The organism is Bacillus sp. JJ1566, from assembly GCF_036962685.1.
Lineage (GTDB): Bacteria > Bacillota > Bacilli > Bacillales > Bacillaceae_L > Ferdinandcohnia.
The window spans coordinates 1-25796 of the sequence record NZ_JBALOP010000073.1 but is presented as its reverse complement, the minus strand read 5'-3'; the positions used below and the strand labels follow the sequence as shown (position 1 = coordinate 25796).

General features: G+C 36.4%; 22 protein-coding genes and 2 riboswitches. Of the genes, 18 read left to right on the top strand and 4 right to left on the bottom strand.

What is annotated here, in order from left to right:
* Nucleotides 1-6 precede the first annotated feature (6 nt).
* Nucleotides 7-810 carry an IclR family transcriptional regulator gene (locus V7112_RS22700; RefSeq protein ID WP_335424049.1) on the bottom strand — a complete coding sequence of 268 codons (804 nt, stop codon included), beginning with the start codon at nt 808-810 and terminating at the stop codon, nt 7-9.
* A 420-nt stretch (nt 811-1230) separates the two neighbouring features.
* Here V7112_RS22700 and V7112_RS22695 point away from each other — a divergent pair, with 420 nt between their 5' ends.
* The 5 genes from V7112_RS22695 (at nt 1231) to V7112_RS22675 (ending at nt 5205) form a co-directional block, all read left to right on the top strand.
* On the top strand, nt 1231-2544 hold the full coding sequence (locus V7112_RS22695; protein WP_335424047.1) for an MFS transporter: 1314 nt from the start codon (nt 1231-1233) through the stop codon (nt 2542-2544).
* A gap of 117 nt (nt 2545-2661) precedes the next feature.
* A complete protein-coding gene (locus V7112_RS22690) occupies nt 2662-3501 on the top strand; it encodes a 3-keto-5-aminohexanoate cleavage protein (protein ID WP_335424045.1) in 840 nt (279 codons plus the stop codon).
* A gap of 51 nt (nt 3502-3552) precedes the next feature.
* On the top strand, nt 3553-3975 hold the full coding sequence (locus V7112_RS22685; protein WP_438823941.1) for an acyl-CoA thioesterase: 423 nt from the start codon (nt 3553-3555) through the stop codon (nt 3973-3975).
* A 268-nt stretch (nt 3976-4243) separates the two neighbouring features.
* Nucleotides 4244-4507, top strand: coding sequence for a YciI family protein (locus V7112_RS22680; protein WP_335424043.1), 264 nt, complete (start codon nt 4244-4246; stop codon nt 4505-4507).
* A 38-nt stretch (nt 4508-4545) separates the two neighbouring features.
* On the top strand, nt 4546-5205 hold the full coding sequence (locus tag V7112_RS22675) for a fumarylacetoacetate hydrolase family protein (protein WP_335424041.1): 660 nt from the start codon (nt 4546-4548) through the stop codon (nt 5203-5205).
* 226 nt (nt 5206-5431) lie between these two features.
* On the opposite strand, the gene V7112_RS22670 is transcribed toward V7112_RS22675, so the two are convergent.
* Nucleotides 5432-6286, bottom strand: coding sequence for a malate synthase (locus tag V7112_RS22670; protein WP_335424038.1), 855 nt, complete (start codon nt 6284-6286; stop codon nt 5432-5434).
* Nucleotides 6287-6658: 372 nt separating this feature from the next.
* Between V7112_RS22670 and V7112_RS22665 the strand changes: the two genes are divergently transcribed.
* From V7112_RS22665 to V7112_RS22650, 4 genes are all read left to right on the top strand, one after another.
* Entirely contained in the window at nt 6659-7366 is a 708-nt protein-coding gene (locus tag V7112_RS22665) for a hypothetical protein (RefSeq protein ID WP_335424036.1), read from the top strand.
* Nucleotides 7367-8240: 874 nt separating this feature from the next.
* Complete coding sequence (locus V7112_RS22660; RefSeq protein WP_335424035.1) at nt 8241-8915, top strand: metal-dependent hydrolase; 675 nt, start codon at nt 8241-8243, stop codon at nt 8913-8915.
* Nucleotides 8916-9041: 126 nt separating this feature from the next.
* Nucleotides 9042-9641, top strand: coding sequence for a 50S ribosomal protein L25 (locus V7112_RS22655; RefSeq protein ID WP_335424032.1), 600 nt, complete (start codon nt 9042-9044; stop codon nt 9639-9641).
* 288 nt (nt 9642-9929) lie between these two features.
* Nucleotides 9930-10727: a serine/threonine protein kinase gene (locus tag V7112_RS22650; RefSeq protein ID WP_335424030.1), complete on the top strand. Its 798-nt coding sequence runs from the start codon at nt 9930-9932 to the stop codon at nt 10725-10727.
* 519 nt (nt 10728-11246) lie between these two features.
* Here the strand turns inward: V7112_RS22650 and V7112_RS22645 are convergent.
* Entirely contained in the window at nt 11247-11732 is a 486-nt protein-coding gene (locus V7112_RS22645; protein ID WP_335424028.1) for a hypothetical protein, read from the bottom strand.
* 33 nt (nt 11733-11765) lie between these two features.
* Nucleotides 11766-12527 (bottom strand): VCBS repeat-containing protein, encoded by a 762-nt coding sequence (locus V7112_RS22640; protein WP_335424026.1) that lies wholly within the window; start codon nt 12525-12527, stop codon nt 11766-11768.
* Between the two features lie 239 nt (nt 12528-12766).
* On the opposite strand from V7112_RS22640, the gene V7112_RS22635 reads away from it, so the two are divergent.
* The 9 genes from V7112_RS22635 to V7112_RS22595 all read left to right on the top strand — a co-directional run bounded on the left by V7112_RS22635 (nt 12767) and on the right by V7112_RS22595 (nt 25464).
* On the top strand, nt 12767-13141 hold the full coding sequence (locus V7112_RS22635; RefSeq protein WP_335424025.1) for a hypothetical protein: 375 nt from the start codon (nt 12767-12769) through the stop codon (nt 13139-13141).
* A gap of 647 nt (nt 13142-13788) precedes the next feature.
* A complete protein-coding gene (locus V7112_RS22630) occupies nt 13789-14799 on the top strand; it encodes an ABC transporter substrate-binding protein (protein WP_335424023.1) in 1011 nt (336 codons plus the stop codon).
* A gap of 229 nt (nt 14800-15028) precedes the next feature.
* Nucleotides 15029-15889 (top strand): ABC transporter permease, encoded by an 861-nt coding sequence (locus V7112_RS22625; RefSeq protein ID WP_335424102.1) that lies wholly within the window; start codon nt 15029-15031, stop codon nt 15887-15889.
* A complete protein-coding gene (locus tag V7112_RS22620) occupies nt 15889-17061 on the top strand; it encodes a quaternary amine ABC transporter ATP-binding protein (protein ID WP_335424021.1) in 1173 nt (390 codons plus the stop codon). Before V7112_RS22625 ends, V7112_RS22620 begins: the two co-directional genes overlap by 1 nt.
* Nucleotides 17062-17272: 211 nt before the next feature.
* Nucleotides 17273-18235 carry an AAA family ATPase gene (locus V7112_RS22615; protein ID WP_335424019.1) on the top strand — a complete coding sequence of 321 codons (963 nt, stop codon included), beginning with the start codon at nt 17273-17275 and terminating at the stop codon, nt 18233-18235.
* Nucleotides 18235-19446 carry a DUF58 domain-containing protein gene (locus tag V7112_RS22610; protein ID WP_335424100.1) on the top strand — a complete coding sequence of 404 codons (1212 nt, stop codon included), beginning with the start codon at nt 18235-18237 and terminating at the stop codon, nt 19444-19446. Before V7112_RS22615 ends, V7112_RS22610 begins: the two co-directional genes overlap by 1 nt.
* 232 nt (nt 19447-19678) lie before the next feature.
* Nucleotides 19679-21856 carry a DUF4129 domain-containing transglutaminase family protein gene (locus V7112_RS22605; protein WP_335424017.1) on the top strand — a complete coding sequence of 726 codons (2178 nt, stop codon included), beginning with the start codon at nt 19679-19681 and terminating at the stop codon, nt 21854-21856.
* Between the two features lie 30 nt (nt 21857-21886).
* Nucleotides 21887-21988, top strand: a riboswitch (purine riboswitch).
* A gap of 309 nt (nt 21989-22297) precedes the next feature.
* Entirely contained in the window at nt 22298-23818 is a 1521-nt protein-coding gene (gene guaA, locus V7112_RS22600; RefSeq protein WP_335424097.1) for a glutamine-hydrolyzing GMP synthase, read from the top strand.
* 87 nt (nt 23819-23905) lie between these two features.
* Nucleotides 23906-24008, top strand: a riboswitch (purine riboswitch).
* A 133-nt stretch (nt 24009-24141) separates the two neighbouring features.
* Entirely contained in the window at nt 24142-25464 is a 1323-nt protein-coding gene (locus tag V7112_RS22595) for an NCS2 family permease (RefSeq protein ID WP_335424015.1), read from the top strand.
* Nucleotides 25465-25796: the final 332 nt, after the last annotated feature.

Genomic DNA, 25796 nt, shown 5'->3' with positions numbered 1-25796 from the left:
TACCTTTCAACTTATATATCCAAGTTTTTCAGAAATTAGGTTGCTGCAATCTAACAAATCATTCAAATGAACAGATGGGCTGATTTTGTTGTTACGTCCTGTTATGCTAATTGCTGCTATGACTTCCTCAGAATAATCCAATATAGGCACAGCAATACTTGTAAAACCATCTGCTAGTTCATCGGTACTTATTGCATACCCTCTTTTAACGATCATATTTAAATCATTCTTCAATTCATCGATTGTATTGACGGTTTTGGAGGCGAATTGTTCAAAGCCCTGATCCTCTATTTTTTTTAATAATTCCTGTTGCACAGGTTCTCGCTTATATGCTAATAATACTTTTCCGCAACCTGTACAATAGGCAGGATTTCGTTTTCCGACATGTGAAGCCAGACGAGAAGAATACAAGCTTTCAAGTTTATCAAGATACAAGACATTTGTTTCTTCCAAAACTCCTATATGAATGTTTTCATCGTATTTTTTTGCTAGCTTCAATAAGATTGGCCTAGCTTCCTTGTAGATTTCCATTGTTGTCGTCAACACACCAGATAATTTAACAATGGCTAAGCCAAGTCGATATTTTTTAGACACATGATCTTTTTCTAAATATCCATATTCCGTTAATGTCTGAATCAGCCTTTTCGTATGACTGATATTTAATGATTTTTCTTTTGATAATTCAGTTAAACTCCATTCTGGAGAGTTAACGGTGAATAACTGTAATAGCTGCATCGCATTTTTAACGGTATTGATGATGTATTTTTCATTTACAGTATTGACTTTATGTATAATGTATTTTTCATCCATAGCAATAGCCTCCTTCTAAACTAGATAACAAATTTCTTATATTTAATTTCAATATTTAGATGTTATAAGCGAATAACTTTTAAGACCCAAAAACGTAAAGCGGTTGTAAAATTTAGAGGAAAATCATTTTGTTGATTCTATTTTAGCAAAATATTTCCACTCTTTGATTTATTTGAAAATTAAAATTAATTTTTATGTTGTCATATNNTTATCATATTTCTATATGACCAAATACTGTGATAGTATCAATTCGAGTTTTAATAAGTTGACAAAGTGAGAAAGGGGATGGGAGTTCAAGATAAGATAAGGTGGAAACAATAAGCAAATTTGTTAACGTTTACATTTACGTAGTCTATGTCGGGCAGAAAGGTAAAAATCTTCTTTACACAAGATAACTTATATTATAGGAGGTTTTTTAAGATGAGTTCTATTAACCAATCAATTGAAAGTACTACTATCAAAAAAGTAATGTTTCGAATTTTGCCATTTGTATTCATCTGCTATGTCGTTGCCTATTTGGATCGTGTAAATTTGGGATTTGCCGCTTTGGAAATGAATGCAGATCTCGCGTTAACTGCAGAAGTATTTGGTTTATTATCAGGTATTTTCTTTATTGGCTATTTCTTATTTGAAGTACCGAGCAATATGATCATGCATAAAGTTGGAGCAAAAATATGGATTGCCCGAATCATGATCACATGGGGAATTATCGTAATCTTGACAGGATTGGTGCAAAGTGCCACACATTTGTATATTGCCCGCTTTTTACTTGGTATTGCTGAGGCAGGTTTCTTCCCGGGAATCATTTTATATTTCACATACTGGTTCCGAAGTATGGAAAGAGGTCGTGCATCCGCAGTGCTCGTAATGGCTTTACCTGTTGGTACCATTATAGGAGCCCCTTTGTCAACATGGATTATGGATCATATTTCATGGAATGGGATGGCTGGTTGGAGATGGATGTTTATTCTCGAAGGAATTCCGGCCATTATTTTAGGGATTATAACATTGCTTTACTTAGAGAATCGTCCGAAAGATGCAAAATGGTTAACAATTGAAGAAAAAGGTTGGCTGGAAAATGAATTAGAGAAAGAGAAACGTCAAAGTCTAGCGGTAAACAAAGCTACGAAGTTAGAAATGTTAAAAGATATGAAAGTATGGAAACTGGCTGTTATCTATTTTGCTAATTATTCAGCGATGTATGGGCTTGGGTTTTGGCTACCTAGTATCATTAAATCCTTTTCCGAAGGTTCAAGTAATATGGAAATCGGCTGGTTGACTATTATACCGGCACTGGTTGGGATTCCTTCTATGTTACTTTTTGGCTGGAGCTCCGATAAGAGAAAAGAGCATAGGATACATTTAATGGTAAGTTTCCTGATTGCAGGATTAGGTTTTACTTTGTGTGGAATTGCGGATAGTGCTGTCCTAATGATTATGTCATTGTCTTTTGCAGCGATTGGACTTTATGGATTCGTTGGCGCATTTTTCTCCTTTATGACTATGTTCTTTACTGAATCTACCGCACCGGCAGGCATTGCATTGGTTAACGCATTTGCAAGCTTAGGGGGCTTTTTCGGTCCAATGATTTTCGGAAATATGCCAATATCAAGAGGAATGTTCACGCTTAGTGCATTTGCAATCATAGCAATTCTGGTAATCTATTCATTTAAACAAAAAGATTTATATGTTGTTAAAAAAGAGATTAATGATAATCAAGTGATAAATCGGTAAATTGGTTGAGAAATAGTTACACCTCTAGGAAAGTAATTCAATAAGTAAACCGTTAGAAACCGGAAGACTATTAACTTATTCATAATAGATAAATTCAAAATAAAAGGTGGGAATAGCATGGAAAAATTAATAATCACTGTAGCTACAACAGGAGATTTTGCAACGAAGGATCATACACCTTACTTGCCTACAACACCGAAGGAAATTGCTGAATCTATTTATGAATCATGGAAAGCAGGTGCAGCAATTGCTCATATCCATGTCAGGGATGATGAAGGCATACCAACACTTGATTCAGCTAAATATATTGAAGTAGTAAAACGTTTAGAAGAGATGAACTGTGACATTATTATCAATTTTACGACTGCTGGCGGGGAACTTAAAGATGTTACAAAACGCTTTCCAATTGTTGAACTACAGCCTGAGATTGCCTCCTATGATGCAGGATCTTTTAATATAGGACCAAATGTATTTATTCATACTCCAGCAATGCTTGAGCAATTAGCAGAAAAAATGCTGGAAAATAACGTTAAGCCGGAAATTGAAGTATTTGATGTTGGCATGATTCATAATGCCTTGCGAATCGTCAAAAAAGGCCTTCTTAAACCACCATTCTTTTTTCAGTTTGTTTTAGGAGCACACGGTGGAATACCTGCTACACCAGAAAATCTGATGTTTATGAAAAGCAATATTCCAGAAGGTTCAATTTGGTCAGCTATCGGAGCAAGTAAGGATCAATTAATGATTAACACGATGACGATTTTACTTGGAGGTCACGTACGAGTTGGAATGGAGGATGCTGTTTATTACAGAAAGGGTGAACTAGCTACATCGAATGCCCAATTTGTTATGAGAATTGTAGAATTAGCTAAAATACTAGGGCGAGAAGTGGCAACTCCTGATGAGGCTAGAGCAATTATTGGCTTGAAAGTAAAGAAGGCTGCACAGACAAAATAAGGGAACCTGTAAAGAAAGTAGAATACTCTAACAGCTGGAGGAGTGTTGAAAATGATTGTTGAGTACCAGTTAAAAGTAAGGTGGGGTGATACGGATGCTGCGGGAATTGTATTTTACCCAAACTTTTATAAATGGATGGATGAGGCAACACATGAATATTTCACTGCTATTGGATTCCCAAGCTCTACGCTTTACGCTGAGCAGCAAATAGCGACTCCATTACTTGAGGCGAATTGTCAATTTAAGAGTCCGTTAATATTTGAAGATGAAGTAACAGTCCGTAGTTCAGTTGTAGAATTACACCAAAAGGTATTCAAAATAAGCCATCAGTTTGTAAAAGATGAAAGTACCGTAGCGGAAGGCTACGAAATTCGTGCTTGGACATTGTTTAAAGAAAAGGCTAAAGCTTGCCCGATTCCGCAGCAGGTCAGGAATAAAATGATGCCTGAACATGTTGGCACTAATAAACGCTGAAGAAAAAAAGACATCTAAACGAAAATCTAATTATTACATCAAGTGTGTAGAGTAAAAAACCACTTCCTATAAAAAATAGAGGAGTGGTTTTTTGTGTTGTTAATAACTTCCCCGAATGCATTTATTTTTAATCTTTTATCATTGGAAGGCGAATAAACAAAATGTTCAGAAAACCATTCGAAAAAGGTGTTTGTTTGTTATATAATCTATACATGCTTATTGAACGAAAGTTAGAGGGGATTGACAAATAGTAGAAAGGAATGAAACCATGAAATATTTTGCAGCAATATCTACGATGTTGGACATGGAAAAAAATAAGCAATTACGTGATGCACACCTAGATTATTTAAATAAGTTAGCTAAGGAAAATAAAGTATTTGCTAAAGGGAAGTTCTCAGACGGTACGGGTGGCCTTATTATCTACAAAGCGAATTCAATAGAGGAAGGCAACAAAATGGCTAAAGATGATCCGTTTATAGTAGGTGAGGCCCGGTCTTATGAAATTCATGAATGGGAAATGAAACAAGGATGAAAGACTGAGGGTTAAAGAACGAACTACGGAGGTAAAAAATGAACCAAATACAATATGATGAGAAAAAACTTTTTCAAAATATTTATTGTGTTGGCAGAAATTATACAGCTTTTGCTGAGGAAATGGGTAATAAGCCGACTGAAACTCCTATTGTTTTTCTGAAGCCAACTCATTCATTAGCTATTATGAATGATTGCGATATTTGCTTTGATCCATCTGGTGATATTGTGAATGGGGAGGCCGAGATTGTGCTGAGCATAGGCAGGGCGTATGAAAAGGGAATTTCTATTGATGAATTAGTCGATAAGATGACTATTGGAATCGATTTTACCTATAGAAAACGATTGAATAAGGTGAAAGACAATGGGCAGCCTTGGCTACCGGCGAAAGGTTTTTCAGGAGCCGCAGCACTAGGTGTATTTAAACAATTTTCATTGAAAGACATTCAATCCAAAGAATTTTCAATGCTTCTTAATGGAAAAACAGCCCAAGCTGCATCGGCAAGTCAAATGATCTTTTCTTTGCAGCAACTAGTAGACTTTATCGGAAATAATTACGGTTTAGATGCCGGAGACTTGATTTACACCGGGACACCAAAAGGCATAGTAACACTGCAGGATGGAGACCATTTGGAAGTTAAATATGGTGAAGAGTCACTAGGGGTCTGCGATATTAGATTTAAAAGTGAAATGCTTTAATGTAATTATTTAGAGATAAAAGGGGGATATACATAAATAATATTCAGGAAAAAATTCAATAAAAAAACGACGTTCATTTTAATAGGATGAACGTCGTTTTTTGAGGGAAAATGAACGATGCTATTCTCTCTAACATTGATTACAATTCTAAAATATGAACTATCCTTTTATTATCTTATCTAACAATTTTCAACAAATAACGGTGTTAATCGACTAGAGCCAAAATCTATATCCGCATTAATGCACCATTAGGCTCTGGTATCTCTTCTTCCAAGATCCGATTCATTCTACAAAAATGTTTAAAAAAGTCCTGTGCTAGTTTTTGTTCCGGTGTGTCGCTTTTCAAAGAAACAATATCAAGTAAAATTTGAGCCATCCATACATTATTAAAATAACGGTATTTACCTGTATTCCAAGTCATTTTATGAGGGGACTTTTCATTTAAATAATACTTCCAAAAAGGCATCCTATCAGATTCCTGTTCTGTAAGTTGTAGTTTGTATTCTGAATGAGCAGGAATATATCCATCTTCACAAAGCTTACCGATAAAATCTTCATTCACCATATAAACACCTAAGATACGTCTGTCTTTTTCATTCATACTGGAATCTCTCTCTGTTAAAAGACAAACGCTATTTGGGAATATGCGGGTAGGTTTATTTGGCTTTCCTTTGTTATTACCGCTTTTTATTAAGTCAGTAAAAACTTTCCACTCCGTAAATACCTTACTAAGTTCTTCGCTGTCACACCAAAAAACAATTTGAGAATCGGGATGAAGCTTATAATTTTTCATAAGTTTTTCATGTTCCAAACGAAGTTGCTGTTCTTTACGTTGTCGTTCTTTATCTGCTTCCTTTTCCTGTTCTACCTTCTCTTGTTCCAATTCCTTTTTTTGTATAATCCTTTTAATTGAATCAGCAGCAGTTTTATCCTGAAGCTTAAGGTGTTTTCCAAAGGCATCGGGAAAAACAAACTTTTTATTTTCAGATGCGAAATGTACTTCTATGATAGAATCGTTAAGACTTACAACATTTCCCTTGCCAAAGCGCTTGTGTGATACTTTTTCATTAATAAGATTCAATATTTTTGACCTCCTTAATACTATAACAGCACACATTATTACCTTCATTTTTCTTTAGTTCCTTCGATTTGAAGGAGGGATAAAAAAAATAACGTACCCATATTCAATCTGTAAAAAAATTACAAAAGAATTTGAAATACGCTGTAAATAGTTAATGTACTACTATTGTACCTTTTTTTTGAAAAAAATGCAAATTTTATATTGACAACATAATTTAATGTGTTGTAGAATTAAGGATTATTTTGCATCCCATTCATATGTAATTCTCCTTTTTTTCAAGTAACAGCTCTTAATTTGTTTCGTATCGCCGGGCGATATAACACTTGCAAATAAATTTAAAAACATTCATATTAAATAAAGAGGAGGTGCGATATGAGACGCGATATACAACCTAATGAACAAGCTTTCACTACTAAGGAAGTTGCAGAAAAAGTGGGTATTGCAACCCCAACTGTCCGAAAGTATGGTCAAATCTTAGAGCAGAATGGATATGAGTTTTTAAAAGATGGCGATCGACGTATTTTTGTTCACTCTGACATTGAAGTGCTTATAGCGTTACGCGATACAGACAAGTCTCTAGACGATACAGCTAAAGACCTTGTTAATCAACAAAAAGAAAGATTAGTAGAATCAAATGAAACAAAGATTGCGATAACCAATCCATATGAAAATTTACCTCAAGACCCTAATCAATTAAAAGAAATCTTCATGTTTTTAGCAAATGAACTCGCAGCCACACGTGAAATGAATGTCCAATTGACGAACGATATGGTAGAGCTTAAAACAAAGGTATCCCGACTTCAGCAAGATCATCATATAATAAGTTCTGCTATTGGAAATTCAGCGCAAAAAACAAATGCAAAAATTGAAAAACTAACTGAACAACAAAAGAACCATTACGAAACAATGCTACAACAGGAAAAAGAAAAAACTGAACTTTTACAAAAAGAAATACAGAATATGCGGGACGAACAGAAAAAAGAATGGAATTCACAAAGTGATTTCAATAAACGTTTAGAAGAAGCGATACATAAACCTAAAGAAAAATGGGGAGGAATCTTCTCGTTATTCCGAAAATAAGATGCCTGATTGAATTTTTTATGCTTAATTGAATAATAAATGGACACAACTTGATGCAAGCAAAAAAGAATGTTTGATAAGCAGTTAAGAATCTTAATTTAATCGAGTAATCAAGAAAGGGTTGAGAGGCTCTTTTTTTTGTTGTGTATCGTTGGGCGATATGCCGTTGCAATCCTCTGAGCCTAATGAAAAGAAAGTCAGATAAGCGATATGATATACATATGATGAATATCATAGCTGGGGATGCAGCACCCACAAGTTCAAAGATAGGATCATATTTCAAAAGTGTAAAAGATATGAGTTTTTTAAAAGAGGGCAATCTGTGTATTTATGTTAAACCAGACATGGAGCCTTATAGCGTTACGCGATACGAACAAGAAACAAAAAGATTAGATTGAACCAATGAACTCTCGGCTACATGTGAAGTGATATCAATCTGATAAGCGATAGGATTCAGTTTAAAAGAAAGGTTCACAAGTTAACAGAACGCTCATGAATATGTTCAACGAGAATGGATGGTCACTATTTTTTAATTCGTATCGCCGGGCGATATGCTTTGCAGAATCCTACATCGGATCCATATAGCGTTACGCGATACTTGAGCAATAGAAACATTACCATGCCCCCCCAATAAACATCACTATTTTCAAATTTCAACAAATTCCCGGGAAATATCACAAATTATAAGTAGAAATCGACAAATGATTAGAGCGAAATATGTAGATTTAAGTTGAGTAAGAGGTTATAGAAATAAGACTAATGGATGTCTTGGTGTTATATATCGTTTTCTAGATTAATAGAGGCAAACTGTTAAGTTGATCAATTTTTAATAACCCTGCTAGAAAAAGAGAATGAACAAAATAGAGGTGGCAACATGAAAGGTCGTACTCATTTAACAGTGGGTCTAGGAATAGGAGTAGTGGCGTCTGTTAGCCAGTCGTTTGAAATGATGCCTGTCATATTAGTTGCATCAGGTGTGGCTTCCCTTGCTCCTGATTTAGATGGAAATAATTTGTTAAATAAACGTGTAACTAAAACAGCTAAACTAATTAAAAAGGGTGGAGTATTTGTTGGTGGGATGTTAATGCTCCTGTCGTTGGTTACATTCTTTTTAGATTTAAATTTCTTATCTTTCTTAGATGAAAAATGGTTTAATCAACAAAATAAACTCCTACTATTTGGGTGGGGAGCCGTTATTTTGGGACTTTCCTTGAAGAGTCAGGAAACGTTAAAAAATATTCTAATGAGCCTCTTAAGTTTATTCCTTCTATACTATGCAGTTTCGAATGAATTTTGGTGGTTGGTTATGTTTGCTGTATACATAGGAGGAGCAGGGTGGTTTGCACACAGAGGTCCAACGCATAGTATTTGGGCATTGGTTTATTGGTGGTATATGTCACATCTATTAGAGGTTAGCACCGAAGTGGACGGTTTGGCACTTATTTCTACGATATCTTACCTTTCGCATATAGTAACCGATATGCTTACGAAAAAAGGGGTTAAATTTTTATATCCACTTACCAATAAAGTATTCCGAATTCGTAATTAAAGCCAATTAGATGAAATAAAAGAATGGATTCGATATACTAGAAATATAAGTAATTCTAATATTTCTTAGGATATACTTTTATAAAAACTTATGTCTAAGATTTTAAAAAAGAAAGGTGGAAATAAAATGGGTACTCTAGTGGCAGAAGAAAGAAAAACCGTCAAAAGATCTGATTTAAAAAGGTTTAGAAGTGATGGGAAAATCCCGGCGGTCGTTTATGGTAGAGCTATTGAAACAGAATCAATCTTAATTAATAACGCTGATTTAAGAAATGTCTTAAAAGAGGTGGGGAGAAATGGTATTTTCTCACTAAATGTTGATGGGAAATCAAAGAATGTAATTTTAAGAGATTACCAGAATAACCCTGTAACAAAAGAGATCCTTCATGTAGATTTTCTTCAAGTAAATAAGGATACTGAAATTGATACAAAAGTAAGTGTCATTCTAAAGGGAACATCGAATGGAGAGAAATCCGGGGGAGTTGTGAATCAATTTCTTCACGAATTGGATATAACAGCAAAAGCGAATGATCTCCCTGATAGTATTGAGATTGACATCACTGAATTTGTAATCGGTCATGCCGTAAGAGTAGAAGATATTAAAAAAGAGTATAGTAAGTGTACAATCAAACATGAAGATGATGAAACAATCGTATTGATTGACTATCCAAGAGTTCAAGCAAGCAATGATGAAGAAGCAAGTGAAGTTGAAGTTTCGGGTGTCTAATCCTACCAATTAACCTGGTAAGTTGAAAATAGGAAATAAGACAGACCCAAAACGACAACACATAACACTTTTGTTATTACGTAAGTGTTTTGCCGTTTATTAGTGTAAACAAAACGAAAAATGATATCAATACTTTTGTAGAAAAAAATTTCTTTTAAATTAGTCTATAGGAGAAGCATTTATTTGTTCTTCTATAGGCTTTTTTTGTATGAAGCGTTTTGCAACTCAATCCGATATGGTATTATCCCTTTAAAGATGTAACCTTCAAATCAAAAAAAGGAGTAAGTCATGCTACGTCCCTTTCGAAAAATCTATCAGCATATTGTTGATAAACCTATAAAAGAAGCAGAAATAATAAATCAACGGTACCAGGTTCTAGATATTATTGGAGCTGGAAGCTATGGAATTGTGTATCTTTGTCATGATTTACAAACGAAGGAAGACAAGGTTATAAAGCAACTGCGACCAAGTAAGCGCAAAAATGTGAATGAAATTAAGCTATTTCATGATGAAGTATCAATTATGGGGAAACTGAATAATAATCGAATGGCGATGTTGTATGAGGCCTTTTCGGAAAGAGGTCATTATTTTTATGCAATGAGATATATTGATGGGATAAACTTGGAGGATGAGATTTTCCTAAATAAGAAGACATTTAATGAGAAAGAGTCTTTATTATTTATTGCTAAATTAATTGAACTAGTTGATTACCTTCATAAAAAGGATATTTACCATCTTGATTTACGGATCCCAAACATTTTATTAAAAGACAATGAGCCTTATTTAATCGATTTTGGCTTGGCAAAGCTAGTGAAGCCTAATCAATCAAATGGGACATTCATGGAAAATAATAGTGAAGAGATGAAACTTCAGGACTATTATGATTTAGGGGATATTCTTTTATATTTGCTATATACGACGTATACTTCAAAAAAGAAAAAAGCCCTTCCGTGGACAGAAGAACTTTCGTTAACACAGGAAACCGTTTATTTATTGAAAAAACTGCTAAGAATAGATGAACCATACACTGCAATAGATCCAATCTTAAATAATCTTGAAACAGCAGTAAAAGCTTTCGAAAAATAGTCGATGACTGGTAATCAGCTGCTACTTCCCCAGCTCCTACGCTTATAGCGTTTACTACCACTCATTGGGTTATATTTATGACTTCTGCTACTACTACCTCCGAAGTAACGATGTCTTTTGTTGCTACTACTGCCTCCGTAGGATCGGTGTCTTCTACCACTGCTTCCTCGTGCGATATTTCTTAGTTGTCTTTTGATTTTATCAAACATATCGTCACCTCGTTTTGTATGTTTAGCTTTTGCCTATTCTAACATACTTACATAATTAACTGCTATTTTCACGTATGCTTAACTAAAGGAAGGAGGTAGTTTTTTATCTGGACGTATCATCTCAAAAAAACTTTTTTAAAAAAATACATGATAAAATCGATGAAAAATTAAAAGAACCCGCCATTGAAACTGGAGCTGGTGATGCCCCTTTATGTGTTATTGCTCATAGCTTGGGTTCAGTAATTGCAATTTTGATATTATTAAGAAACCCGCCTAAACAGGCGAGTTCTTAGACTTTTTATTAAAATCTCTAACACAATACTATTATTCTATAGGGTGTAGTTTGTGCAGGGATACTAAATGTAGAAGGTCCATAGATAACAATTAAATCTCGGTTCACCGGGGGTCTTGTAAAGGCCTGCCCATTATTTATTACGATTGGAGTATAAGGAGAGATATTTAATTGTAATTGTCCATCGCTACTCACCAACTGACTATTAAAATAATCTACTTTTACATTCTGATTTGGGTTATCTTTTACCATGACGAGCGCATTATATTGTGGGGGATAAATAAGAAGAGCAGGTGCATTTCCATCATAATATCCAGTTACCCGATCTCCTACTGCTACCATTACATGATTGACAAAGTAAGTAGTAGGTGATACTACAAAATTTACTATTGCTCCCGATCCGTTTTCTACAGTCATTAATTTATTACAGCCTTCTCCTTCTTGACCAGTATAAAAATCACTAATCTTGGTAACAGTTCCGTGGAAAGAATAAAAGTTTGTCATACACATACCTCCAAACGCTTTCAAAAAATTTGATTAGTAAATCCTAATTAACTTTGTTCCAAGTATGGCTGTTGTTAATCTTGATGATATAAATTGTGTTCCATCCCAGGATAAAAGATTTTCGATATACCCTAATGTATCCGAGTTAGAAGTACCAATAATACGTTGAAAAGCAAGTAAATCATAATTTGTACTATTTACATTTGTTACTATAGGATATAAAACACCTAAAGCAAGAACTTCCCCTTTTACAGGATTTTTTAATTTCCCATTGTCATCGTAGATCTGTGATAGATACTCATTACCTTTGTGGCTAATGTCAAGGGTGAAAAATACCCCTAGTGAATGATTCACTACACATACTTTATAAAAATCTTGATAATTTACTTCGAACTTATAGTCATTATTATATTTTTCAAAATCAAATAATTCGAGCGGAATATTATTTCTAAAACTATATATATAGAACAGACCATAGCCCCCACTTCCACCAGACTCAATACTTACGAAAATATCTAATATGTTATCTTTAGAAAAATCTCCAAGGAAGAGCTTAGCATTGTACCCGGCATTGTTTTGGAGATAAATTGTCGATACCTGGTTAGAACGGCCATCTTTAATTACAAGTGTAATATTATCTGCAAAGATATCGGTTTCAGATTGTTTATTTCCATATAAATAGATGTAATCCATAATACCGTCACCAGTAACATCACCTTGCTTCTTGTCTAGTAATGCTACGATCCGAGGATACGTATGGTTGCCATACGAATGTTCCTGAAATGGCTTGAACAAATGAACCCCTCCAAAACAATAGGTATTTTCCTCATGTATACCATATGTAGCGCAATACCCAAACGATTGTGCGAATGCCTAATAAAGTCTAGAAAATGGGAAACCTTAGCTTGCTTGATAGTAAGGTAAGAATCCTACTTTTTTGCTATTGTGATACAATGAAATTACATATTCAGAACTTTGGCTCAATAAAACCATTCATTAAAAGGGGATATATAAGTGCGAGGGGGTTTGGGAAAGTGCAGACGTTTTTTACGTATATCGTTACCCTTATTGCAATAGGAATTTCAGTGTTTATTACACTTTTTTTCAAGGTCGAACTAGAACGAATGTTTCGTGAAAAAACGAGTGTAATCCCTTTTCATATTTGTAATGTGCTTATTGTGTTAATGGTGTCGTTTGCGTTTCATGCGGTCTTTACCATTTATATATTTGAAAATGAATTAAACCTGTTGCTTCAAATGCTAATTAACTTAATTATTATTCTACCGATTTATATGGTTGGGAATAACATTATTGAAAAAAACAAATTTAAGTTTCGTAAGTACAGACCGGCTGATGACGGAAAAGTGCTTGTGATTAATGAAAAATACTTGCAGAAGAAAAAAAGGTAAGTTAAATAGAGGAAAAACGAAAACCAGATGCTCCATTCTGGTTTTTTTTACTTTTTTCGATAAAAATCCCTTGTTTACAAGAACATATCCAATCATACCTGCACTAAATGGGGGGACTAAGGAACTACCCCAATACTACATATAGCGTATTTTGATAAAAAAACAGAAAATTACACCATTTTTGGAGGATATGAGAGGATATGGGAGTATCTGTGAAGGATAAAACATTTTCCTCCTCTGAGGTTTTGAAATCACGAAATATGCTAGTTTATCATGAAATATGCTAGATTATCAGGTTTGTCCTCATTTTATTATTCCTCTATACTTTTTAATGTAACCCTGAGATTTACCACTGTTCAACAAACAAATATTTATTTCCTCCAAGATCAATAGTTCAAAAGACGTATCCTCAAATATCTGAAAAATGTAGCCCTGTTAAGTCCTCTACATTTTTCGTCAGATTGAATAATTAATCCTTACCTTTCTATTATTCTAATCAAATAGTCGGCACATTGTAAAAGTTAGATAGAATATGTTAGCAACAAAAAAATGAATGGGTATTCATTTTTTGGGGGTTATTCTTTATTTTTGACACAGTAAATATATCGGTTTACTAACAAAAAACCGGAAAAAGGGAGAAATCATTTATGAAAAGTAAGTTATTTATAGTACTAACTGTTTTATTACTAGCCTTAGTTGGATGTAGCAGCGGAGGGTCTTCAGGTGATGGAGAACCGGAAAAATTAGATAAGATCGTATTTGCTGATGCTGGTTGGGATAGCATTCGCGTCCATAATAGCATTGCACAAAGAATCCTTGAAGAAGGATATGGATATGAAACAGAGGTTACAGCTGGATCGACTGCTGCAACACTTGAAGGCTTACGTCAAGGTGACATCAATGTGTATATGGAAGTTTGGACTGACAATGTAAAAGAGCTTTATCAGGAAATGTTAGATAACGGCGATATTGAAACAGTTTCTACAAACTTTGATGATAATAGCCAAGGGTTTTATGTTCCGACCTATGTGATTGAAGGGGATAAAGAAAGAGGAATTGAGCCATTAGCTCCGGATTTAAAAACGGTTGAGGACTTGAAGAAATACCCTGAAGTATTCCCTGACCCAGAGGATTCAAGCAAGGGTCTTGTCGTAGGTGCACCTACTGGATGGGCTGTTGGGGAAACAATGTCGGTTAAGGTTGACACCTATGGCTTAGGAGATACGTTTAACTATATTAGCCCTGGTTCAGACTCAAGTGCAGTTGCAACTCTAGTTGATGCATATGAAAAGGGCAAAGGTTGGGTCGGATATTACTGGTCACCAACATGGGTAACAGCAAAATATGATCTCACTCTTTTAGAAGAAGCAGAATATAACGAAGAACAATGGAACAAAGATTTTGGAACTGCATTCCCACCAAACGATGTAGTTATATCTATTCATAAGGATATGCCTGAACAAGCACCAGAGGTTGTGGAGTTTCTAAAAAAGTATAAAACGAGTAACGACTTAACAGAAGAGGCTCTGAAATATATGAATGAAAAAGAAGCATCTGCCGAAGAGGCTGCACAGTGGTGGATGAAGCAGCATGAAGATATTTGGACAACTTGGGTTTCAGAGGACATTGCTGAAAAAGTAAAAAAATCATTAGAATAGGAAAAGCACAAGGCGCGCAGCCTTAGGCGACAAGCATAAGACAAGCGCTGACAGAAGGCGTTCTTTTGCCTTCAGAGGCGATTGGCTAGACCAGAGAGCCGATGGCGCCTGAAGCTAGACAGGAATAATGCTCAAAGTAGTAGTTGGCAGCCTGCCAGCTACTACAATTTTTAAGGAATATATGGTTTAAATAAAAGTGAGGTGAATGGTTACAGCATGTAACCTGCTTATGGGTAGTTTTCCAGATATACGATGGGAATTTATCGGTGAATATGTAGAAAAATTTATTAAATGGATTGATACAACTTTCGAAGGGTTTTTTGATTTCATACATCTTATCTCCTCTCAAACAATCAATGGAATAAGTGATTTTCTTAATTTCATTCCATGGTGGCTCTTCTTAATTATTATTTTCCTTTTAGGATGGCGTTTTAAATCGATTCTTTCAGGTGTGTTATATGCATTCTTTATTTTCTTAATTGGAACGTTTGGACTTTGGGATGTATTGATGATTACGATAGCCATTGTCTTAACATCCGTTCTTATATCCCTCATTATCGGGATTCCACTTGGTGTGTGGATGGCATTTAGTAAGGGATTTTCCGTTATCATGAGGCCAATTTTAGATGCGATGCAAACAATGCCGAGCTTCGTTTATTTAATTCCAGCTATTTTCTTCTTTAGCCTAGGAAATGTTTCGGCTGTATTTGCAACGTTAATTTACGCATTGCCACCAGTTATTCGATTAACTGAGCTAGCGATTCGAAATGTTGATGAAGATGTCATTGAATCTGCTCAATCGTTCGGATCATCAAGATGGCAGATGCTGACTAAAGTTCAATTGCCTCAGGCACTTCCAACCATTATGGCTGGGGTAAACCAAACAACAATGATGGCACTTGCGATGGTGGTTATTGCATCCATGGTTGGTGCGAAGGGCCTTGGGGAACAGGTTTTAATCGCAATTAACCGTATTGACATGGCGCTTGGATTTGAAGCGGGTATTAGTATCGTATTTCTAGCGATCATTATTGACCGTGTGACATCGGGAGTAGCGAGTTCCTTCCAGAAACACAGGGGGTCGGAATAATGGAAACGAAAATTAAAATAGAGAACGTCTCAAAAATATTTGGTCCAAAACCAAAATCAATCATTCCAATGGTTGAAAAAGGAATGAGTAAAAAAGAGATTTTAGAAAAAACCAATCATACCGTGGGTGTGTACAATGCATCAATGGAAATTAAAAAAGGTGAAATCTTTGTCATCATGGGACTTTCCGGAAGTGGTAAGTCAACCTTGATTCGTTGCTTTAACCTTTTAAATAAACCTACATCAGGCTCTATCTTTGTAGATGGGGAAGATGTTGTTCGCTATCATTCTTCTCAGCTAAAGAAGTTCAGACAGGATAAAATTGCAATGGTGTTTCAGCACTTTGGTTTATTCAGTCACCGAACGGTCTTAGCAAATGTGGAATATGGTCTTGAGATTAAAAATGTCTCAAGGGAAGAACGTAGAAAAATTGCTTTAAAAAATATTGAAAGTGTTGGCCTAAAAGGATACGAGGATAAATATCCTGGAGAGCTCTCAGGTGGAATGCAGCAGCGTGTAGGACTTGCTCGTGCGCTTGCAAACGACCCTGATATCCTGCTTATGGATGAACCTTTTAGTGCGCTTGACCCACTCATTCGTAGAGAAATGCAGCTTGAGTTATTAGAGCTGCAGGATAAGCTTCAAAAGACGATTATTTTTATTACCCACGATATCAATGAAGCTTTTAAATTAGGAGATCGGGTTGCTGTAATGAAGGACGGGGTTGTTGAGCAAATTGGTACACCTGAGGAAATTATCGAGACTCCGGCCAATGATTATATCTCTGAATTTATCAAGGATATCGACCGTTCGAAAATTTTACAAGCAGAGCATGTAATGATTAAATCAAATGCATTAGTTTCCCTGAAGGATGGTTTACAGGTAGCGGTAAAAGAAATGCAGAAGAATGGAATTTCAAGTGTGTTTGTAGTTAATAGGAATAGACGATTAGAGGGAATTGTTACCATTGACGATTGCATCGATGGAATCAAAGAAAAGAAGACACTGTCTGAGGTGATTCGGGATGATATTTTTACAGTTTCAAAGGATGAATACGTTCAAGATATTATTCCAAAGGCATTAGAAACAAAATTCCCGTTAGCAGTAGTGGACGAGGATCGGCGACTATTAGGAATCATCCTCCGTGTACATGTACTTTCAAGTCTCGTTTAATAGAATACTCACATTTTATGGCTCAGATTGTTTTCATAATCTGAGTCATTTTTTTAATACTTCCATGCTGAGGTTTTCGGACACAATCGAAACTTGAAGAACGGTACTTGTTGAATTATGGAATCGTCTTTAATCGCTTTTATAATTAGTGGGCGGATAGTATAATAGTTACATATATTGTAAGATGATACGAGTTTTAGGGGGACGGAAAATGGCGCAGCTTGATACGTTACATCCAGTTTTAGGAAGAGTTATCGAAAATATCGAAAAAGTCATGATTGGAAAAAGAGATGTGGCCACATTGAGCTTGGTTGCATTACTAGCTGAAGGACATGTTTTGTTAGAGGATGTACCAGGTGTAGGAAAGACAATGATGGTGCGTTCGCTAGCAAAATCAGTGAGTGCGGATTTCAAGAGGATTCAATTTACGCCAGACCTATTGCCGTCCGATGTAACTGGAACGTCAATTTATAATCCTAAAGAACTCCAATTTGAATTCAGACCGGGGCCGATTATTGGTCATATTGTACTTGCGGACGAAATAAACCGGACATCTCCGAAGACACAATCTGCTTTACTTGAAGGAATGGAAGAAAGTAGTATCACGGTTGACGGGGTAACTAGGGCCTTACCAAAGCCATTCTTTGTAATGGCAACTCAAAACCCGATTGAATATGAAGGAACATACCCACTCCCAGAAGCACAGCTCGATCGTTTTCTATTAAAAATGAAAATGGGCTACCCGTCGGTTAGTGAGGAAATCGAGGTTTTAAATAGAGCGGAAAAGTCTAAGCCGATTGAACAGCTTGAATCAGTCATTACCCTTGAAGAATTAGTAGCGCTTCAAAAGGAAGTAAAAGCGGTCTATGTTGACCAAACAATTAAAGAATATATCGTTGATCTAGTAGGCAGAACTAGAGGGCATAACTCTATCTATTTAGGAGCAAGTCCACGTGGTTCAATCGCGTTAATGAAGGCAGCTCAGGCCTATGCCTTGATACATGGAAGGGATTTTGTCATTCCAGACGATATCCAATACCTTGCACCATTTGTTCTTCCACATCGTCTCATTTTAAAATCGGAAGCGAGATTTGAAGGAATGACAACCGATAAGATAGTGGCAAAAATCATTGAAAGAACACCAATTCCAGTTCAAAGGTCGTTGAATCGTTGATGAGGAGACTATTTCGAAAGCTAAAAGAAACGGGTAGGCTCGTCAACATCTTCCTTCTTATTGCTGCAACATTTGTATATGCGATGTTTCAAGGTGGGTTTGTAAGCTGGTTTCTATTTTATAGTTTTATTCCGTTTGGATTATATTCTTTCGTTCTATCAATCTATCCTCTTAAAGATTTTAAAATGATGCGTCATATCAACCAGGCAGAGTATATGGCTGGGGAAAAATTTGAAGCAACCATAGTGATAAAACGAAAGATTCCTTTCCCGTTAATGTACGTAATAATTGAGGAGCTTCTTCCGCCGCAACTAAAAAAATACGAGCAATCGAAGCAATCAAAGGTCATTCTATTCCCCTGGTTTAAGCGGGAATTAACATATAAATATAAGTTCGATTCAATTCCGAGGGGAGAACATATATTAGAAGGAATTCGCATCAAGACGGGAGATTTGTTCGGGCTGGTCGAAAAAGAAACCATCACCCCAGTTCGTGACCAGTTTTTAGTATATCCACAGTACGTAGATATGGTATATCGACAGCTCGAAAGTCGCTTTGAACAAGGGATGACCTCTTCGAATGTGAGATTGCAGCGGGATACAGCAATCGCAATTGGTGTAAGAGAGTACACTCCGGGCGACCGTTTTTCATGGATTGATTGGAAGGCATCAGCAAGACGAAATAATATTATGACGAAGGAATTCGAGCAGCAGCAAAGCCATGATGTCGTTTTATTCATGGACCGCACGAAGTCCAATCATTTTGAACAGGTTGTTACTTTTACAGCCTCCCTTACAAAAGCAATTTTGAGAAAGGGTGCCCAGGTTTCATTTGTCTCCATTGGGGAGGACCAAGCTATTTTTCCATTAAAAGATGGTGAATCCCAGCAGCAGGTAATCTATCACCATCTAGCAAAGGTAAAGGACAATAGCCCCATCTCTTTTTCACAAATTGTAGAATCAGAGATTAAAAAAATCTATCAACCTGTTACCTTCATGCTTGTCACGGGTGAGTTAAGTGAGGATACGATTCATTTAGTCGCAAGATTCTCCATGCGAAATGCAGATTTGCAAATTTTCGTGATAAAAGAGCAAGGAACTCAGCTGACACAAGAAGAAGTTGGCGTCCTTGGAGCCATTAGAAAGCACAATATATTTGCAAAAGTCGTCTACGAAGGAAATTTTGCAGATACCTTTAACTTTATTCAGTAGAAGTTTTCTATTTGATAGTGGGGATGAATACAAAAAAATGATTTAGTTTGGGGAGCAACACTGGCCGAATAAAGTTAATGCCTCAGATTTTCAAAAGGAAAATTTTCGAGCAGTAAGATCGAAGACTAAAGACACCACATCCTGTGGCAACGTCTTCATGACCCACATCGTGTGGGCCTAAAAATCTGGGCGCAAATACGCCATGGCGCATTTGATTGGAGGTGAGTAAATCATGAAGCCTAAAATTCCAGCACAACGTGATATTCGCAACCTATTCTTGAATATATTTGGCTTTCTATTGCTGTGGGAATGGCTACGACCACTTAAAACCGTGACAGATACTCAGGAGACATCCGGGTTTGTTATTTTTATTGGTGTATGTTTTCTCTTGTTATTCCTACGAGTGCCGTTTTTATTAGGTGCACCGATTAAGATTTTTCTAATGCTCTATATGATTCATTCCATCTATTTTAAACAGGACTTTTTAGATTTAGCATGGTTGGGTGAATTCGCTGCAGAATTACTTAAAAATATCGGACTCATGTTCCAAGCGGACTGGTATGGCATGACACCGATTTTCCGGACGCTTCTTTTTTGTATATTGCTCTGGTTAATGAGTTATTTACTTCATTATTGGTTTACTCATCAAAAAAGAATCCTTTTGTTTTTTGTGTTGACCATCATATATATTACGGTAATCGATACATTTAGCCCGTATAATGCCCAAGCTGCCATTACTCGGACTGTGTTAATCGGATTCTTCATGCTAGGAATATTACAGTTTGAGCGCTTAAAGGATAAAGAGTTTTCAAAGCACGTAAATGTTGGAAAAAGCTGGGCGATTCCATTAGCCGTTTTTATTTTGTTTTCGACATTTATCGGCTATGTATCACCGAAAGCGGCTCCTCAATGGCCGGACCCAGTTCCTTTTTTAAAGGGCTATGGGCAGGATAATGCCAATGGTGCTATTAACGGAGTAAAGAAAATAGGCTATGGTACAAATGACCAAAATCTAGGTGGACCCTTTATCGCTGATGACACGGTTGTATTTACAGCCAAGACTGAAAAGCGCCATTATTGGCGTGTTGAATCCAAGGATACCTACACTGGGAAGGGTTGGAGATTATCAGGGCAAGCTGAAAAAGAAATTTTCTACGATGAAAATACCGTATTGAATTGGTATGAGTCCAAAACAGAGGTAGAGGAATTCGAATCTGAAATTCAAATGGATCTAAAATATTCGCATATCGTGTATCCGCTAGGTTTAACGTCTGTTGAAGTAAATCCAGATATCCAATTTAGTGTAAACCTGCTATCTGAAAAAATCTCGACATACAGAGGCGATGACGAGGTTAAATTGGAGAACTATTCTCTGAACTATAAGTATCCGAAATACTATATTAACCATCTAACAGAGGTTGCAGAGCCAGGGAGCTTTGAGCTGAATGACATTTTCAAAAAAAGGTACACACAACTACCTATTGACCTACCAGACCGTGTGAAAGAACTTGCAGTAGAAATTACTAGTTCACAAACGAACCGATACGATAAAGTAAAAGCCGTCGAAAATTACTTCCAGGTAAATGGATTTGTATATGATACCCAAAATGTAGCCGTCCCAGAAGCTAACGAGGACTATGTTGACCAGTTCTTGTTTGATACAAAGATGGGCTATTGTGATAACTTTTCAACTTCAATGGTTGTTTTATTACGTGCAGTTGATATCCCGGCTAGATGGGTAAAGGGGTATACAGAGGGACAACGAATTGAAACAAACTCCTATGAAGTTACGAATAATAATGCGCACTCTTGGGTTGAAGTTTATTTTCCGGAGTTCGGTTGGGTACCCTTTGAACCAACCAAGGGTTTTAGTAACTCCAATCTATTTTCCTATGATTTAACAGCGACTGGAAACCAAAATAGTCAAACCCCACAAACTACACTAGAGGAAATGCCTAAGCAAGGAGAGGCGGAAGAAACTGTGGCAAAACCTATTTCGGAAGACACAGACAGTAGCATTTTTGAAAAACTGGCGGATACCTTCTCATGGAAATATGTACTGATTTTTTTATTAAGCATTTTCTTGATTGCATATGGCTTATTTAAGACTCGGAGGAAATGGATGCCGTATCTTTATATTTGGTTATACAAAAATGCCAATGATGAAGAGGTGTATTTTAAAGCCTATAAAGCGCTGCTAAAACAATTGGAACGTGTTGGCTTCCCGAGAAAAGATGGGCAAACCTTAAGGGAATATTCTGTCCAGGTTGATCAATTTTATAAAGGACATGAAATGGAGCAATTAACGTTAAGTTACGAACGTGCTCTATATCGTAAAGATAATGCAAATAAAGAATGGATAAAGTCCGTTGAATTATGGGAAAATTTAATTAAAAAGATATCATCTTGACCAATAGGTGCCTGATTGATAAAATTATCACAAATTTAATAGAAATACCTTCGTATATCCTCGATAATATGGTTCGAAAGTTTCTACCAAACCACCGTAAATGGTTTGACTATGAAGGCAGCTATTCTATTTGTGTACGTGAACTAGAATCCTGCCTTTTTAAAGGCGGGATTCTATTTTTTTTACCATATTCAACCGGGGTTTGAACTGCGGTTGAATAAAGTAAAAGCCTCCCGCGGGTGCCTCAGATTTTTTAAAGGAAATTTTTCGAGCAGTAAGTTCAAAGACTAAAAACGCCATTTCCTGTGGCAACGTCTTTATGACCCACTTCCTGTAGGCCGAAAAATCTGGGCGCAAATACGCAAGGTGCATTTGATGTATATTATTTAATAGGTATATTACAAAATATAACGAGGTGATTTTGTGGATAACGTTCAAGAAATGATCGTTGTTTTAGATTTCGGCAGCCAATATAATCAATTAATTACAAGAAGGATCCGCGAGTTCGGGGTATATAGTGAGCTCCACCCGCATACTTTGACAGTTGAAGAGATTAAGGCGATGCAGCCAAAGGGAATCATTTTATCTGGTGGCCCAAATAGTGTCTATGATGAAAATTCATTTAGATGTGATGAGAAAATTTTCGACTTAGGCATACCTGTATTAGGAATTTGCTACGGAATGCAGCTCATGACACAACACTTCGGTGGACGTGTTGAAAAGGCGCATAACCGTGAGTACGGTAAAGCAACCATTAATGTCAAAACTGAATCTGCTCTATTTTCAAATATCCCAAATGAACAAGTAGTGTGGATGAGCCACGGGGATTTAGTAGTAGAAACACCAGACGGTTTTACTGTTGATGCGGTTAGCCCGTCTTGCCCAATCTCAGCAATGAGTGACGAGGGTCGTAAATTATATGGAGTTCAATTCCATCCAGAGGTACGTCATTCCGTATATGGAAATGATCTACTTAAAAACTTTGTATTCGGTGTTTGCGGAAGTACAGAAAGCTGGTCAATGGAAAATTTCATTGAAATCGAAATGGAAAAGATTCGTCAAACTGTTGGCGATAAAAAAGTACTTTGCGCACTTAGCGGTGGCGTAGATTCTTCAGTTGTCGCTGTGTTAATCCATAAAGCAATCGGCGATCAATTAACATGTATGTTCGTTGACCACGGCCTTCTTCGTAAGGGAGAAGCTGAAAGTGTGATGAAGACTTTTAGTGAAGGCTTCCATATGAATGTGATTAAAATCGATGCAAAGGAACGCTTCTTATCTAAGTTAAAAGGAGTAAGTGACCCAGAACAAAAACGAAAAATCATCGGTAATGAGTTTATCTATGTGTTTGATGATGAGGCTGCTAAGCTTGAAGGAATCGATTACCTTGCACAAGGAACTCTTTATACAGACATCATTGAAAGTGGAACAGCTACTGCACAAACGATCAAATCACATCACAATGTTGGTGGACTACCGGAAGATATGCAGTTTCAATTAATCGAACCACTTAACGCGTTATTTAAAGATGAGGTTCGTGCATTAGGAACTGAGCTAGGTATTCCTGATGAAATCGTATGGCGTCAACCATTCCCAGGTCCTGGACTAGGTATCCGTGTACTAGGTGAAATCACTGAGGACAAGCTGGAGATTGTTCGTGAATCTGACTACATTCTTCGAGAAGAAATTAGAAAAGCGGGTCTTGAGCGCGAAATTTGGCAGTACTTTACTGTCCTTCCAGATATCCGTAGTGTTGGAGTAATGGGAGATGCAAGAACATATGATCACACAATTGGAATCCGTGCTGTTACATCAATTGATGGGATGACATCAGACTGGGCTCGTATCCCTTGGGACGTTCTTGAAGTCATTTCAACAAGAATTGTGAATGAAGTAAGTCATGTCAACCGAGTTGTGTATGATATTACAAGTAAACCGCCAGCAACAATCGAGTGGGAATGATATCCGAACGATGAAAAATAAAAATAAATAAATGTTCGTTTTTAGTGTTGACTCTCTAGGTACATTGTCATATAATAAAGTCGAAATTAAGATTTTGTTGAAATACGTCGTATAATCTTGGGGATATGGCCCAAAAGTTTCTACCAGGCTACCGTAAATTAGCTTGACTACGAGGTATAACAGATAATGAAGAGAGTCTACTATATGATTCTACTTTTCTATCGTTATCCTTAACGTCAAGCGCTTCAGATATTTCTCTGGAGCGCTTTTGTTTGCTTGTTTTATGAATTACGACGATATGGAACAAAGGGAGAGGGAATCATATGAAAAAGTATTTTCAATTCGATGAGCTTGGAACTACTTATAGACGAGAAATCATTGGTGGGATCACAACGTTCTTATCTATGGCGTACATCTTATTCGTTAACCCATCAATTTTATCATTAAGCGATGTACCAGATTTACCAGCAGAATTAAGAATGGATGCGAACGCAGTGTTCGTTGCGACAGCTCTTGCAGCAGCGCTTGGCACACTCGTCATGGGTGTCGTTGCGAAATATCCAGTTGCTTTAGCTCCAGGTATGGGATTAAATGCATTCTTTGCTTACTCAGTTGTACTAGGAATGGGAATTGCATGGCAAACCGCATTATCAGGTGTTTTAGTTTCGGGTATTGTGTTAGTTATACTAACCTTAACTCGTATCCGTGAAAAAATTATCGATGCCATCCCACAAAACCTAAAATTAGCAGTTGGTGCAGGGATTGGATTGTTTATTACATTTATAGGACTAAAAAATGCAGGGATTGTAATTGCGGATCCGGCTACTATGGTAGCATTGGGTGATTTATCTAATGGAAACACATTATTAGCTGTTTTTGGTGTTGTTATTACGGTTATATTAATGGTTCGTAAGATAAACGGAGCAGTTTTTATTGGTATGGTAATTACAGCTATCATTGGGATGCTATTTAATTTAATTGATGCCCCAGATAAAATTGTAAGTCACGTGCCAAGTTTAGCACCAACATTCGGAGCAGCATTTACACATTTCGGTGAAATTTTTAATATAGAAATGTTGGTTGTTATCCTTACATTTATGTTTGTAGACTTCTTTGATACAGCAGGAACATTAGTAGGGGTAGCGAACCAAGCAGGAATCATGAAAGATAATAAACTTCCTCGTGCAGGAAGAGCTTTAGTTTCAGATTCATCTGGAACAGTAATCGGAGCAATCTTAGGAACTTCTTCAACAACATCTTATGTTGAATCAACAGCAGGTGTTGCAGCAGGCGCGAAATCGGGATTTGCTTCAGTTGTAACAGCATTGTTTTTCTTATTAGCGTTATTCTTCTCACCTCTATTAGGAGTAGTAACACCAGCTGTTACTTCACCAGCATTAATCATCGTTGGTGTACTAATGGTTGCAACCTTAGGTGATATCGAATGGAAACAATTCGAGATTGCAGTTCCAGCATTCTTAACAATCATTGCAATGCCATTAACATCTAGTATTGCATCCGGAATTGCAATTGGCTTCATCTTTTACCCAATCACAATGTTGGTAAAAGGAAGATCGAAAGAAATACACCCAATCATGTACGCTTTATTCATCATCTTTATTTTATATTTCATTTTCTTAGTTTAAAAGTGGGGATGCCGGATTCGAAATCTGGCATCCTTTTTTATTTTGACTCGAACGATGCACTAATTCTGACAACATGTGTTGCGTTTTAGTATACTGGTGCGGAATTGGTCGAAAATTCCAGAACATATTAGGTTGACGGTGCGGTATAAACTTGGTATATTAAGTAGGTCGCTGCTACAGCCCCTTAAAAAAAGAATCACCGATTAAAGGGTGTTGACATAGACTTTTAAAGATGGTATATTATAAAAGTCGCTAATGAACAGCGTACCAAAAAAAGTTCTTTGAAAACTGAACACAATACAAGCGTCAACGTTTAATTCTAAGTAACAAAC

Coding starts and splice junctions, on each gene's coding strand:
- V7112_RS22700 (WP_335424049.1), bottom strand. CDS start 810: ATGGATGAAAAATACATTATACATAAAGTCAATACTGTAAATGAAAAA.
- V7112_RS22695 (WP_335424047.1), top strand. CDS start 1,231: ATGAGTTCTATTAACCAATCAATTGAAAGTACTACTATCAAAAAAGTA.
- V7112_RS22690 (WP_335424045.1), top strand. CDS start 2,662: ATGGAAAAATTAATAATCACTGTAGCTACAACAGGAGATTTTGCAACG.
- V7112_RS22685 (WP_438823941.1), top strand. CDS start 3,553: ATGATTGTTGAGTACCAGTTAAAAGTAAGGTGGGGTGATACGGATGCT.
- V7112_RS22680 (WP_335424043.1), top strand. CDS start 4,244: ATGAAATATTTTGCAGCAATATCTACGATGTTGGACATGGAAAAAAAT.
- V7112_RS22675 (WP_335424041.1), top strand. CDS start 4,546: ATGAACCAAATACAATATGATGAGAAAAAACTTTTTCAAAATATTTAT.
- V7112_RS22665 (WP_335424036.1), top strand. CDS start 6,659: ATGAGACGCGATATACAACCTAATGAACAAGCTTTCACTACTAAGGAA.
- V7112_RS22660 (WP_335424035.1), top strand. CDS start 8,241: ATGAAAGGTCGTACTCATTTAACAGTGGGTCTAGGAATAGGAGTAGTG.
- V7112_RS22655 (WP_335424032.1), top strand. CDS start 9,042: ATGGGTACTCTAGTGGCAGAAGAAAGAAAAACCGTCAAAAGATCTGAT.
- V7112_RS22650 (WP_335424030.1), top strand. CDS start 9,930: ATGCTACGTCCCTTTCGAAAAATCTATCAGCATATTGTTGATAAACCT.
- V7112_RS22645 (WP_335424028.1), bottom strand. CDS start 11,732: ATGACAAACTTTTATTCTTTCCACGGAACTGTTACCAAGATTAGTGAT.
- V7112_RS22630 (WP_335424023.1), top strand. CDS start 13,789: ATGAAAAGTAAGTTATTTATAGTACTAACTGTTTTATTACTAGCCTTA.
- V7112_RS22625 (WP_335424102.1), top strand. CDS start 15,029: ATGGGTAGTTTTCCAGATATACGATGGGAATTTATCGGTGAATATGTA.
- V7112_RS22620 (WP_335424021.1), top strand. CDS start 15,889: ATGGAAACGAAAATTAAAATAGAGAACGTCTCAAAAATATTTGGTCCA.
- V7112_RS22615 (WP_335424019.1), top strand. CDS start 17,273: ATGGCGCAGCTTGATACGTTACATCCAGTTTTAGGAAGAGTTATCGAA.
- V7112_RS22610 (WP_335424100.1), top strand. CDS start 18,235: ATGAGGAGACTATTTCGAAAGCTAAAAGAAACGGGTAGGCTCGTCAAC.
- V7112_RS22605 (WP_335424017.1), top strand. CDS start 19,679: ATGAAGCCTAAAATTCCAGCACAACGTGATATTCGCAACCTATTCTTG.
- guaA (WP_335424097.1), top strand. CDS start 22,298: ATGATCGTTGTTTTAGATTTCGGCAGCCAATATAATCAATTAATTACA.
- V7112_RS22595 (WP_335424015.1), top strand. CDS start 24,142: ATGAAAAAGTATTTTCAATTCGATGAGCTTGGAACTACTTATAGACGA.